The 12886-nt window shown below is 59.1% G+C and carries 12 protein-coding genes; 6 read left to right on the top strand and 6 right to left on the bottom strand.

Annotated features, from left to right (window positions below):
- Positions 1 to 25: 25 nt before the first annotated feature.
- Positions 26 to 1912: an ABC transporter ATP-binding protein gene (locus HMPREF1261_RS06645; protein ID WP_023030388.1), complete on the bottom strand. Its 1887-nt coding sequence runs from the start codon at positions 1910 to 1912 to the stop codon at positions 26 to 28.
- A gap of 167 nt (positions 1913 to 2079) precedes the next feature.
- Here HMPREF1261_RS06645 and HMPREF1261_RS06650 point away from each other — a divergent pair, with 167 nt between their 5' ends.
- Both HMPREF1261_RS06650 and idi read left to right on the top strand, forming a co-directional pair.
- Positions 2080 to 2628 (top strand): hypothetical protein, encoded by a 549-nt coding sequence (locus HMPREF1261_RS06650; protein ID WP_023030389.1) that lies wholly within the window; start codon positions 2080 to 2082, stop codon positions 2626 to 2628.
- Positions 2625 to 3176 (top strand): isopentenyl-diphosphate Delta-isomerase, encoded by a 552-nt coding sequence (gene idi, locus HMPREF1261_RS06655; protein WP_023030390.1) that lies wholly within the window; start codon positions 2625 to 2627, stop codon positions 3174 to 3176. Before HMPREF1261_RS06650 ends, idi begins: the two co-directional genes overlap by 4 nt.
- 3 nt (positions 3177 to 3179) lie before the next feature.
- Here idi and HMPREF1261_RS06660 read toward each other — a convergent pair whose 3' ends face one another.
- On the bottom strand, positions 3180 to 4442 hold the full coding sequence (locus tag HMPREF1261_RS06660) for a carboxylesterase family protein (RefSeq protein WP_023030391.1): 1263 nt from the start codon (positions 4440 to 4442) through the stop codon (positions 3180 to 3182).
- Positions 4443 to 4480: 38 nt separating this feature from the next.
- Between HMPREF1261_RS06660 and HMPREF1261_RS06665 the strand changes: the two genes are divergently transcribed.
- The 4 genes from HMPREF1261_RS06665 (at position 4481) to HMPREF1261_RS06680 (ending at position 7841) form a co-directional block, all read left to right on the top strand.
- Positions 4481 to 4684, top strand: coding sequence for a hypothetical protein (locus HMPREF1261_RS06665; protein WP_005278067.1), 204 nt, complete (start codon positions 4481 to 4483; stop codon positions 4682 to 4684).
- Complete coding sequence (locus HMPREF1261_RS06670; RefSeq protein ID WP_023030392.1) at positions 4677 to 4952, top strand: hypothetical protein; 276 nt, start codon at positions 4677 to 4679, stop codon at positions 4950 to 4952. The genes HMPREF1261_RS06665 and HMPREF1261_RS06670 overlap by 8 nt, the downstream gene beginning before the upstream one ends.
- Before the next feature lie 151 nt (positions 4953 to 5103).
- On the top strand, positions 5104 to 6936 hold the full coding sequence (locus HMPREF1261_RS06675) for a long-chain fatty acid--CoA ligase (RefSeq protein WP_023030393.1): 1833 nt from the start codon (positions 5104 to 5106) through the stop codon (positions 6934 to 6936).
- Between the two features lie 224 nt (positions 6937 to 7160).
- Positions 7161 to 7841 carry a hypothetical protein gene (locus HMPREF1261_RS06680; protein ID WP_005278077.1) on the top strand — a complete coding sequence of 227 codons (681 nt, stop codon included), beginning with the start codon at positions 7161 to 7163 and terminating at the stop codon, positions 7839 to 7841.
- Positions 7842 to 7980: 139 nt separating this feature from the next.
- Here the strand turns inward: HMPREF1261_RS06680 and HMPREF1261_RS06685 are convergent, their stop codons facing one another.
- From HMPREF1261_RS06685 to HMPREF1261_RS06700, 4 genes are all read right to left on the bottom strand, one after another.
- Positions 7981 to 8931 (bottom strand): hypothetical protein, encoded by a 951-nt coding sequence (locus tag HMPREF1261_RS06685; protein ID WP_023030394.1) that lies wholly within the window; start codon positions 8929 to 8931, stop codon positions 7981 to 7983.
- Positions 8932 to 9096: 165 nt separating this feature from the next.
- The gene (locus HMPREF1261_RS06690; protein WP_023030395.1) at positions 9097 to 10251 is read right to left on the bottom strand and encodes an ATP-binding protein; all 1155 of its coding nucleotides are present in this window, start codon (positions 10249 to 10251) and stop codon (positions 9097 to 9099) included.
- Positions 10252 to 10358: 107 nt separating this feature from the next.
- On the bottom strand, positions 10359 to 11417 hold the full coding sequence (locus HMPREF1261_RS06695) for a CNNM domain-containing protein (RefSeq protein ID WP_023030396.1): 1059 nt from the start codon (positions 11415 to 11417) through the stop codon (positions 10359 to 10361).
- Entirely contained in the window at positions 11417 to 12805 is a 1389-nt protein-coding gene (locus tag HMPREF1261_RS06700) for a hemolysin family protein (protein ID WP_023030397.1), read from the bottom strand. Before HMPREF1261_RS06700 ends, HMPREF1261_RS06695 begins: the two co-directional genes overlap by 1 nt.
- Between the last annotated feature and the right edge of the window lie 81 nt (positions 12806 to 12886).

Here is a 12886-nt window from a genome sequence, read left to right on the forward strand (position 1 = left end):
TTTAAGCGCAGCAGTCCCAGTGGATTTATTCACTTTCTTCGCCGTGCTGGCTGTGGGAGTTGGTGCCGGTGACAAAGCCGTACTTTTTCAGCCGACGGCGGTCCGCGGCGGAGCTGGATTGGGTGAGCTTGAGCAGCTCGGCATAGATACCACCGGATTGCGCGAGTTCGGCAGGCGAGCCCATTTCATCGATCCGCCCTGCCTCGAGGGTGATGATGGTATCGACATCCGCGATGGTGGATAGGCGGTGCGCGATAATCAGCGTGGTCCGGTCCTTCATCAGCTCATCCAGGCCGGCTTGGACGGCGCGCTCGGCCTTGGTATCCAGCGCGGAGGTGGCCTCATCGAGCACCAAGATGGGTGCGTCCTTCAGCATGGCGCGCGCGACGGATACGCGCTGCTTCTGACCGCCGGAAAGCTTCAGCCCGCGCTCGCCGATGACCGTGTCATAGCCATCCGGGAAGGCCTCAATGAAGTCATGGGCATTGGCGCGCTTGGCCACATCCACGATTTCTTCCTCCGTGGCCCCAGGCTTGCCATAGGCAATATTGTCGCGAATGGTGCCCGAAAAGAGGTAGGACTCTTGGAAGACCACGCCCACAGACGCGCGCAAGCGAGACGCGGTGAGGTCATCGACGCGGTGGCCTAACACATCGAGGTGACCAGCCGAGGGGTGATACAGGCCCAGCAGCAGGTTGACCAGGGTGGATTTACCGCCGCCCGATTCACCCACGAGCGCGACCTTCTGGCCCTCGTGCGCGCTAAAGGAGATGTTTGTAACGACGGGCTTTCCTTCTTCATAGGCAAAGGAGACATCATCAAAGGCAAAGACCGGCGCGCCGGGCGTGGGCTCCAATGGGGTAATAGGGGTGAGGTTGAGCTCGGGGGTGCCGGAATCCGTGATGGCGGCGACCAGCTCGCGTGGGGCGGTGGGCTCCAAGTCTTCTTCCATGACCTTGAAGTAGTCGCGTGAGCCGGCGATAGCGCGCTGGGCCGTATCGATCATCCAGCTCATCATGAAGACGGGTTGCTTGGCCATGGTGACCATCTGCAAGAGCATGACCATATCGCCGATGGAAAAGTGGCCTTCGAGGGTGCGCCAGAAGATGACCGCATAGATCCCTAAAAAGATTACGGCCATGGCGATGCCGCGGAAGGTATCCATCATGTGCCACCAGCGCGACTGTGGACGCGTGGTATCGACCACGGTGCCATAGCGCTGGGCAAAATGGTCCAGCTCGCGGGATTCGGCGACGAAGGACTTGGTGACCTTGACCTGGCCTATGACCTCGGCGAAGCGGCCATTGGCTTGGTCGATGTTTTCGTTTTTAATGGTCTCAAATTTTTGCCAGCGCTTCGAGGTCAGCGCGGTCAGCCACATATAAATAGGGAAAAGCAGCGCCAATAAAATGGTCAGCGGCCAGTAATACCAAGCGGTAATGGCTAATACCGCGATGGTCTGGATGATCATCGTGAAAAAGTTATTGGCAAAGGACTGGATAAACTGCGTGATATTCGCGATGGAGCGATCCAGCCGGGCAATGATCGTGCCGGTGACCTGATTATCGTAATAGCCCTGCGGCAGCGCCAAGAGCTTGGCAAAGTAGCGGTTGGATAAAATCTGGCGCAGGCGCGAGACCATGACATCGCCGATGTAGCTGCCGACATTGCGGAATAAGGCATTGGCGGCATCGGCAAGGAAGAGGGCGAGGGCTAGGAAAAGGACGGCACGCAGGGCATCGCCAAGCGGCTCGCTTGTTTGTAGGGCCTCAACGATGATGTCGGTGGCTTCCCTGGTGAAAAAGGGTGAAATCAACGCAAGGACGGCGGTGACCGTCGCTGCGAGCAACACGCCGAGATAATAGGGCCACAGGGCAGAAGCGCTGCGGGTAATGCGTACGAGGGATTTCATAGAGGGATGCTCAATTCAAAGACGCGTGGAGGGAGAGTACCTAAAAGAGACAGTCCAGTATGCCACACGCCACGGCGCGCAGCCCAGATGCATACCTTGGGCGGGCTTTCGGCTAAGGTATCTGTGCAGAAATAAAGTTATCTTCGCGTGCAAAGGATCCATCCACGGTGAAAATTTCTCACACTTTAGGCGCAGGCGTGGTCAGCCTTCTCGCCGTGACCCTGGCCGGATGCAGCATTCTCCAGCCGGAAGAGACCGGTTTGGGGGACAATATCACCGTCTCCAGCTCGGAAGAAAAGCCTTATCAGGCCGAAGACACCGACGATAAGGAAGTTACTTCCAACCTGGCGAGCCCTGTCAAGGATGCCGGCCTCGGTGTTAGCTGGGAGCTGCAGGGAGTGTATACGGATAATAATTCCGGCGGCTCCGTGGTGACCATCTTGCTCAAGAATGAAAACGAAATGGCCCTGCCTACCGATGCCTTCGACGACCCCGTCCTCGAGCGCGCCGACGGCAATGGCGGCTGGTCTAAGGTGCAAGCCCTGCCCTATGACGAAAACTCCGCGCCCGGCGTAGAACCACCGGGGCTGGATCACCCGCTGGGTGCGGGCGCCTCGGTTAACCTGCAATACCGCTACGATGTCGCGCCGGGCAACCTCTGGAACGCCCGCCTGCACATTGGAAACGTCACCTGGGTGGGGGATCTGAACCTATGACGGAGCGGGTAGTCCTGGCGGGTGCCGATGGAAAGGCCATTGGTACTGCCCTCAAATCCGAGGTGCATACCACCGACACCGCCTTGCACTTCGCCTTTTCCGCGTGGGTCACCTGCCACGGAAAGGTGCTCATCACCCGCCGGGCGCTGGGCAAGCAAACCTGGCCCGGCGTGTGGACCAATTCCTTCTGCGGGCATCCTGGTCCGGGGGAGGCGACTGCCGATGCCGTTATGCGCCGCGCCGAATTCGAGCTAGGCATTCCCGCGGATGCGTTATCCAACTTGCGCGTGGTGCTGCCGAACTTTTCCTACCGTGCGGTGGATTCTTCCGGCTTGGTGGAAAACGAAATCTGCCCCGTCTACTGCGTAGAGCTCGACTCCCAGGCGCAGTGGCAGCCGAACCCGGACGAGGTCGACTCCTGGGAATGGGTCGATCCCGCCCGGCTTATCGCCGCGGCCGATGCCGTACCGGCGGTATTTAGCCCATGGATGTGCGAGGAACTGGCGGAAGCCGAATTGCGCGCGGCGCTTCAATCTTTGGCGCAGTAGCAGTTAGTCCTCCTCATAAAACGCCGCCGCCACGTAATCCAAGGTGGCGTATGCAATGCGCCGATCCCCGGTATCCAAATCAAATTCGAGCACGCGGTGGTCGCTGCCATAGTTGGGGAAGCCCGGCTCGCCGGTGGTGGCGAAGTGGCAGAGCCACTCGTTCAGCTCGCAGTCGGTGCCGAAGAGCGGGTAGAGCTCATCGCAGTGCAGCGCCGGCTTAAGCTTCCTCGTAAATTCCATCATCCAGGTCGGCCCCGGTGCGCCGGAGGCTACCTGTGCCGTCCAGCGGCGAACGAGGGAATCGCCGATCATCCGGCCCATGAGGCGGTCCGGGTCCACGTACTGCGCGAGCTGGCGCCATTGCGTGTAGCGCCCGTGTGGGAAACCGAAGCGCTGGGACAGGTAGTTACAAATAAACTTGCCCAGGGCCATATTATCGATGCGCTTGCCGGCCGGAAGATCGTAAAACTCATCCCGGGTAGAGCTCACCACGATGGGGATATCCGCCAATTCTGATGCCTGCATCGGCGCCGGGCCTAGGGCCAAGTCATAGCGGTGTTTCTTGCGGAACTTTTTGTAGCCCTTTTCCAATGCCTCGGGCGAGAGCGATTCCAGGGCGCTGCGCTCAATGGGTACCGAGAGGTACCTGTGCAATCCCGCCACGCGGTGCTCAAAGGTATCGCGCGGATAGGCGGGCGAGAGGGCGAGGACGCGCCGGAAAGCGCCGCGGTAGTGATCGCGCCGGGCAAGCCACAGGCTTATCGCCGCACCGGCGGATTGGCCCACCAGGGTGATATTCGTTTTATCCCCGCCAAAGGACTCGATATTGTCCTGCAACCACTCCAAAGCCAGCACGCAGTCATCGATGCCGCGGTAGCGGTCCGCTTCATCGTCGGCAAAGCGGGCGAACCCGGCCAGGCCCACGCGGTAGCCCACCCGCACCTGGATGATGCCCTTGCGGGCCGTTACCGTGCCTGGCACCCGCTCGTCCTCATGCGAGCCGCCTTCAAAGCTTCCACCATGGATATAGACCACCACGGGGCAATCCGCCGCGTTTTCCGGGGCAGTGATGCTGAGCGCTACCTCATCCGGCTGCGGTGTGCGCGCATCTTGGTCGAGGGGCTCATCCAGCGGCCGCGCCGGGGAAAAGCGGCTAGGGATTTCGCAAAAGCGCAGCGAATGAAAGTAGGAGAGGCCATCGCGGCTAAAGCCGGTGATGCGTCCAGATGGGGTGGCAATGGTAACGGGTATCTGTGCGCTCGACATACCTGCCAGATTACCGTGGGGCAGTAATATAAGGACCCATGGAGTGGTTGACTGACGTGAGCAGCGCATTTTCGCAGTTCCTGGTGCAGGCGCCCGTGTGGGTACAGATGATCATCGTGGTCATCATCGTGGTTCCCATCATGATTGGCCTGGCCTGGTGCCTGATGTGGGCCGTGGACCGCAGCGCCGTCCTAATTTCCCAGTTTCGCAATCGCGGCACTACAGTAAAAGACCATGGCTGAACAACATTCGGAGGGCGCGGGCGATAACGCAGCGAGCGGCGACGTGCCTGGCGCCAGCTCGGATAGGATCCAGCCGGTCGATCCCCGCGAAGGCCTGTGGGATCCAGAGCGCAAAAAGGATGAGCGCGCTGCAACTACGCCGGTTGCCGGCTCCTCTCAGCCCATTCGCCGCAAGCGCGCCCTGCCCAAATCTCGGGTCTCGCTCACGCTGTGGTCCATGATTGCGCTAGTTCTCATCGTTGCGCTCATCGGCAGCCTGTGGCCCTAGTCTTAGGCGGTGGGCTACACCAATAAATGGGTCATTCTGGTGCTATAAACCCTGAATAATTACAACTTCGATCGTGGGTAAAACGCGTTGATACGCCATCCGGTTGGTACAGTAGGCAGAGATTATTATTAGCTGTGCGAAAGGATATCGCGTGACCCTGCAACAAGTGCACACCCCGGCGGAATTTACCATTGAGCCGGGGGAGACCTGCCTCACCGCCCTGATGGATACCGCGAAGAAGCGTCCGCACGGCGTCATGTTTACCCGCCCAGCTAATTACGAGTGGGTCAATGTCACCGGTAAAGAATTTATCGATGAGGTCTTTGAAGTAGCCCAAGGCTTAATCGCGCTAGGCGTCGAGCAGGGCGATCGCATCGCCCTGATTTCTGCTACCCGCTACGAATGGTCTCTGCTGGACTACGCCATCTGGGCCGCCGGTGCGGCATCGGTTCCGGTATATCCTTCCTCGTCCGCCTCCCAGGTGCGCTGGATTATCGAGGATTCCGGAGCGGTGCTGGCGATTACCGAAACCCGCGAGCACTCCGAATTAGTTGAAAACCTGGTCCTACAAGACGATGGGGAACCGAATTTGAAGGGCTCGCCATCGCAGCTGCGGCGCGTATTAGAGATTAATTCCTCCGCCATCGATACCTTGAAATTCGAAGGCCGCAGCGTTGGCACCGACGAGGTGTCTGCCCGCATCGCCGCCACCAATACCGATGACCTGGCCTCCTTGGTTTATACCTCCGGCACCACCGGCCGCCCGAAGGGCTGCATCCTGACGCACCGGAACTGGCTCTCGGAAGCTAGGGCTCTGACCACCAACCCCATCGGCGTCTTCGCCGTGCCGGGCAGCCATACGCTGACATTTTTGCCCTTGGCCCACGTCTTTTCCCGCGCCGTATCGATTGCCGTGGCCATTCGCGGTGCCTCGCAGAACCACTGGTCCGATTTTTCCACCATCTCCATCGAGTTCGCCCGCTCTCGCCCCAACGTGATTTTGGGCGTGCCGCGCGTATTTGAAAAGGTCCGCAACTCTGCGGCCTCGAAGGCTGCGGATTCTGGCATTAAGAGCTTCCTTTTTGAGCAATCCGAAAAGATCGCCATCGAATACTCCAAGGCACTCGATACGCCGGAAGGCCCAGACCGCCTGCTGAAAATTAAGCACAAGCTCTTTGACAAGCTGGTGTATTCCACCATTCGCCAGGGCGTGGGCGGCAATGTTCGGTACTGCATTACCGGCGGCTCCGCGATGGGCCACGATCTGTTGCACTGGTTCCGCGGCATCGGCGTGCCCATCTATGAAGGCTACGGCCTGACTGAGACCGCCGCGGCCGCTGCCGTGGACTACGTGGACCAATCTATTGGTACCGTCGGCCCGCCTCTTGGCGGGGTTACCCTGCGCATCAACGATGACGGCGAAGTCTGCATCAAGGGAGGCATGGTCTTCGAAGGGTACTGGAATGACCCCGAGGCCACGGAGGAAGCCTTTGAAGACGGCTGGTACAACACCGGTGACTTGGGCGAAATCGACGATGATGGCAAGCTCACGATCACCGGCCGCAAGAAGGACCTGATTGTTACCGCGGGTGGCAAGAATGTCTCGCCAGGCCCGATGGAGGACATCCTGCGCGGCCACCCGCTGATTTCGCAGGCCATGGTCGTAGGCGATGGCAAGCCGTTCGTGGGAGCGCTTATCACCCTGGACCCGGACATCCTCAAGCGGTGGAAGCTGGACCACAATATCCCAGAAAACCGCTCCATGGACGATATCGCTACCGATGCCACCTTGCGCGCCGAGGTGCAAGACGCCGTCAACAAGGTCAACTCCACGGTGTCCCACGCGGAGGGCATTAAGAAGTTCTACATCCTAGAAAGCGACCTCACCGAGGATGAAAATGAGCTCACGCCAACGATGAAGGTCAAGCGCAACGTGGTGGCGCAGCGCTATGCCAGCGCCATCGAGCACATCTACAAGCGCTAGAAAACGGCGAAACGGGTACACCCGGGGATTTTATTCCTCGGGTGTTTAGTTTCTTGCAGGTCACAATGGCGCAAGCGCGAACCTGCCATAAACCTGTGAAACGCTTCGGAGTGTCGCACTCTCGCGGTAGACGATCTGGCATAGAGTCATGAGTCGTCGCCGAAAACCTCAACCTCTACTAGAGGTTAGAAAATGAAAACCGCGGAAGGAGTGGCTCGAAGCCTATGCAGAAGATCGCCGCCGAGCTGCGTCACCGCGAGCTCACCCAGGAGATTTACAATATCGGCGACGAAGTCGCGGAATACCTCGAGCACCTCATCGAAGCAATCGAGGATTGGGATGAGGAACTGTCCATGGATTGCCTGGCAGAACTCGGCGATATCGTCGACGATGCCCGCGTGGACTCGGGGCGCTGCGTGGGTGAGCTAATTGGGCTTCGCCAAGCGCTAGTATCCGGCGTGCGTTCGGGAACCATTTCTGCCGCTCCTTCTGGAGCAAATGATGCGGAGGAGCCGGAGCAGCTCACCCCGCGCCTGTTAGATGAGCGCTATCCCATTGCCAAGCCCATCGTCGTGCATGAATTGGCAGAAGCACTGCGCCAACGCACGCAGGCGGTAGCAGATTACCTGCGTGAAGTCGTGGACTACGTGCTGGCGCAAACCGATGCCGTCGCCCGCAACCTCGACATGGTCTCCCTGCCGCACCTGTATAAGTGCACAGGGGAATCCGCGCTCATCGCCGTGCAGGCGTGGAAGCACACCGTGCTCGATACGCACCCGGCGTACGTGCGCTCCATGCGCGGCCATAATCCGCCGCAATTCCTAGAAGAACGCGCCCGCATTGCCGCGGTCGTAGAAAAAGTCCGCGCCAAGCGCGAGGCAGCCCGCCGGGCCACAACTGCATAGATCCTTTAGACTTCCTTGCTTAAAGCAAGGGAATTTTAGCGGCCACCGAGATTCCCTCTCTCGGTGGCCGTCGCATTTTTAGATGGCCACCCTGCGTGGACTAGAACCTTGCGTGGGTTCATCTTTAGCGTTGGATGGCTCAGTTGTGGGACTGCTGGGAGCGTATAGCGTTCTGGCGCGCGGAGATAGTGGCCGTGACCTCAGAAATAAAGCGCTCCGGGTGCTGAACTAACTGCGGCGGGCAGCACCGTATGACGGTAAAGCCGGCATCGCGCAGGCGCTTGTCGCGGGACCGCTCAGCGTGGTCCCGCGGCTTCGTTGGTGCCGCGGTGGATGGGGCATCGGCAAGCGGCTGTATGGAGGTGGTAGTGTCATTGCCCGGTTCGGTGATGTCGATGACGTAGGTCTTATTGATGCACAGCTGCGCGGTGATGCCGGGCAGGGCGGTGTAGTGGACCTCGAAAAACATCGGCCAGGGAAAATCCGCCTGGATGAGGAGGGCACGGGCAAAGGAAGCATAGGGGGAAGGGGAGGCGGCGCAGCTGTGGTGGATAACTTCTCGCACGATGGCGCTATTGCGCACCCTGCCCATCTGGGCGAATTCCTGCCTAAGAGCTTTCTTTGTAATTCCTGCGCGCAGGGCGGAGTCAGCAGCAATGAGACCTTCGCGAAAACCGTGGAACCGGGCAATATCGATCACCGCCCGGGCCGGAGAAACGGTGCGGGCGCCGTGTACCAGCAATGGCTCGGGTAATTTCGTTTTGCGGTACATGCGTTCTGGATGGCGCCGGTCCTTATGAGGCAAAGAGTTATGGGGAAGGGCCATTTCCACCTTTTCTTCGGCGGAGGCAAGCACCCATAGCCCGTGGAGGCGGGCGGCGGATTTGGAAATGAGCACCGCGGTATAGGCGCTGCGGGCGGCGGCAATGGCGCGCAGGCGCAGCTGAGAAGACAGGTTCAGACTGTGGTAATGATCGCGGTGCACCGCGATGCGGGGTGCGAGTTTGAGGTAAGTGCCGTTATCGAGGTCGTGCCAGAAGGTGGGATGATTGTGCCGGATGGACGGAATATTAGTTAGTGCTTGGTTCATGCCCTCGAGCACATACGAGGAGCACGATGCCCGCTACCCGAATGCGCGCGAGGCTGTGAAGTTCTCGTTGAATCTTCACTAAGTGTGAATCGTGATGCCCCAGTGGCGCCACGAGCTTGAGTTATCCACACCTGCGCTGAGGATGGGTTGCGTGACTGAACTCGATTAGTACGAATCGATGACCAAGCTAGCGGCATGCTCGCGCAAGTAGTCCCGAAGGTAGGGCAGGGCAAAGTCTACTTGGCCACTGGCTGGTATTTCGATTAGTTCCGAGTCAAGCAAGCGGCGCCGGTAATTGGATGCATATTGCGAACTTTTTCCTAGGCGGGCCGTGATATCACTCATGGATGAGGGGCCATTGTCTTGAGCCATGTGGAGCAGGAATGTCCGATCGATGGGGGAAAGCTCCGCTAGGGCGGGCTCATGGACGAGCTGCCCTAGCTTTCGTCGCGCTTTGGAAATGCCTTCCTGCGCAGCTTCCACCGAAATCGTATTGTTTGTTCGGTGGCGGAAAGCCCATAGCCCGACGAGCTGAATCATAAAGGGATATCCCTGGCAAGCGGTTACGGCAGAATTCAGCGCGTCAGAGTCCCAATTAACCTCTGTTTCTTCTACAGGAGCCTTGAGTGCTTTCCGCACGTCCGTATCCGGCACTCGGTCCAATTCAATGCGGTTCGCACGGCGAAGAAAAGTAACAGGATTAGAGTCATCTTGGCTAGCCAAAAGCGGTTTAATCGAGGATGGGATTCCTGCCATGACTACAGCAATATTTTCCCCTTCTCGCACGAGGTGCTGGATGGTAGCTCCAAAGTCGATGACTTCATCACTGCGCTGGTGGTGCATTTCATCCAAAGTAATGAGCACCCCAGTGGGCTCGCTGTGGGAAATCCGGTCTAGTTCCCGCTGCGCATGGAGGAGGTCTTTCAAGGCCCTTCTTAAGGGGTAGGTTTCCGCGGATAATGTCCTTGGATCCCATTCCATGCCGATGCCCAATTGGAAAAGGTGCAGGTTGAAACCTTTTAGCGCTGTCCCGTTGAGGTGAAGGGTATTAATAATTTCAGCACGGAGCCGTTCCGCAAAACCGGCAGATGCCGTGTCATTAAGGATGCGCCACCCGCGATCTGACGCGGTGTTTTTGAAGGCATTGAGCAATACCGTCTTGCCGATACCGCGCGGACCCACGACGAGGGAAATGCGTTCATGGGATCCGGGTCCATCGTCCAAGGCATAAGCAAACTCCTCGATGGAGTCTTTACGGCCAGCCAGGTAGGGAGGCGTGGCCCCAAGCGTGGCGGTAAACGGGTTCTTCCGGTTGGTCATAGTCCAAGTGTAAACACCGCGCTTGTGTATGCTTGTTTATCTTTTGAATTTTGTTTATAAAACTATTAGGCATCGAAACCAACGGGTTGGTTGGTTCGGCGAGGCAGTTAAACCGCTGGGGGAGGGGTGACCTTGTCCAGCTGCTCGGTAATCTGCGGCCACAGCTGGCCCATGATGTCATCCCAGGTAAGGATCCACACGGCCTTGTCCTTATCCGCCTTGCCCACGACGACGAGCTGCTCATTGCGCGAGCGCATGTGGTCCAGCGTCTTTTGCACGGTGGTGGCAGAAGAGACGGAGATCGGGGCGCGGGAGAATTCGAGGACTGGGGTATCGGGATCCGCCATGAGGGTATCGCGTACGTGCACCACGCGGGGGACGCGGGAATCCTTGGGGAAGACGAGCACGCGCATGATGTTTTTGCGCAGGACGAGCTCTTGGAGTTGTTCCACCGTGGCATCGGAAGGAAGCGGCACTACCTCGGAGCCGTGGGCGCGCGCCATGGCGCCCACCGTGGAGTTCTCGAGCTCGATGACATCGGAAATTTGGTTGGCGGAATTATCGTCGAGCGCGCCGGTCTCGCGGGAGTGCTCGACCAGGGTGCGCAGCGTCTCGGCGTCGTAGCCGGCGGCGCCGGCGCGGTCGACCGGTTCCTCACCCGTCATGGCCACCAATTTATTGGCCATCGTGTTAATCCACTTCAGCAGCGGACGGAAGACCCACACGAACCCGCGGGCGGGGATGGCAATGACCTGCAGGGCGGATTCTGGGTGCGCGATGGCCCAGGACTTGGGCGCCATTTCACCCAGTACCAGGTGCAGGAAGGTGACGATAAATAGGGCGAGGATGAAGCTGGCGACATCGGCAATGCCCAGCGGCAGGCCAACGGCCTCTAGCGGGGTCATCAGGAGGTGATGGACCCACGGTTTTGTCACGGCACCGAGCACGAAGGTGGCGGCGGTAATGCCCAATTGCGCACCCGCCAACATAATGGTCAGCTCATTAAGCGAGCGCAGGCCGGCGCGGGCGGTGCGCGAGGATTCCGCGTTTTCTTCCAGCCGGTTGCGGCGCGAACCCATGAGGGAAAACTCGATGACCACGAAGAAGCCGGATGCGGCGATGATGAGTAGCGTGACGATGAGGTTGAACCACCACGTATCGGTCATTATGCCTCCTCCTCTTCGTCGTCGCTATCATGAACGTAGTCCTCAATAAGTTCGATGGCCAGGGAGGATGGCACGTGGCGGTCCACGTCATCCACGCGCATGCGGATGGAGCGGGTGGGTGCTTCATCCTGATCCACCCAGTCATCCGGCTCTGCCTCCAAGGCGATGGTGTGGACCTCGCCTACCTCCGGCAGGGCACCGGCGTGCGCGATGAGCAGGCCGGCGATGGTTTCAAAATCGCCCTCTGGAAGATCGTGGCCAATGGCGCGCTCGATTTCATCCAGCGGCGTATCGCCATCGACCAGCCAGTGGGATTCGTCCTGCTCGGTGATTTCTTCGGTTTCCTCGAAATCGTGCTCATCGGTGACATCGCCCAAGATCTCCTCGGCCAGGTCTTCCATGGTGACGATGCCGACGAATCCGCCGTACTCGTCGATGACGCAAGCCAGCTTTTGTTCTTCGCCGCGCAGCTCATCGACGACATCGGGAAGCGGCATGAGCTCCGGAACCACCAGGGGCTCGCGCATGATGGCGGTGGCGCTGGTGGCGGCGGGGAGATCGGAGCCCAGGACATCGAAAAGATGCACCACGCCGATGGGATTGTGCTCATCATCGATGACGGGGTAGCGCGTGTGGTTCTCAGACATCAATTCGCGCACCTCGCCCAGGGTGGTGCCGGGGTCAATGACGTCCACGCGGGAGCGAGGAATCATGGCGTGCTCGACATCGTGCTCGGGAAAGTCGAGCAAACGGTCCAAGACCATGTACGTGTCCTCATCCAAGACGCCTGTTTCGTGCGAGGAATCGACGATGGATTCGAGGTCATCGGCAGTTGCGGAAGAATCGACGTCTTCTACCGGCTCGATGCGAAATAGCTTCAAAATTGCGTTGGAGGAGTACTCAAAAAAGCGGATGAGCCAGCCGAAAATGCGCAGGTACCATTGCGTGGACGCGGCCAGGCGCAACGCCGTTTTCATGGGCGCGGCGATGGTGTAGTTCTTGGGGAAAAGCTCCGCGAAAAGCATCGTGGCGATGGTGGAAATAAACAGCGCGGCGATGGTGCCGATAGCCACGGATACGCCGGTGGGAATGCCCACGCCGCCAAGCAGCACGCCCAAGCCCTGACCCACCAGGGGCTCTGCCACATAACCAATGAGCAGGCCGGTAATGGTAATGCCGAGCTGCGCACCGGAAAGCATGAAAGAGGTCTGCTTGGTGATATCGAGCGCGCGCTGGGCGGATTTATCACCTTCAGCGGCCATGGACCGCAATTGGGTGCGGTCCACAGACATGAATGAAAACTCTTGCGCCACGAAATAAGCGTTCGCGACGATGATGATGCCGATGACGACAAAGCCTGCCAGGATCATCACAATAGCCGATAACATGAGTTACTCCCCACCGCCTATAAGGTGGCGGGGACATCGACTGGGAGGCTCCACTGAAGGTACCTTTCTATACGCGGGAAG

This window comes from Corynebacterium sp. KPL1818 (genome assembly GCF_000478135.1).
In the GTDB taxonomy this organism is placed as follows: Bacteria; Actinomycetota; Actinomycetes; order Mycobacteriales; family Mycobacteriaceae; genus Corynebacterium; species Corynebacterium accolens.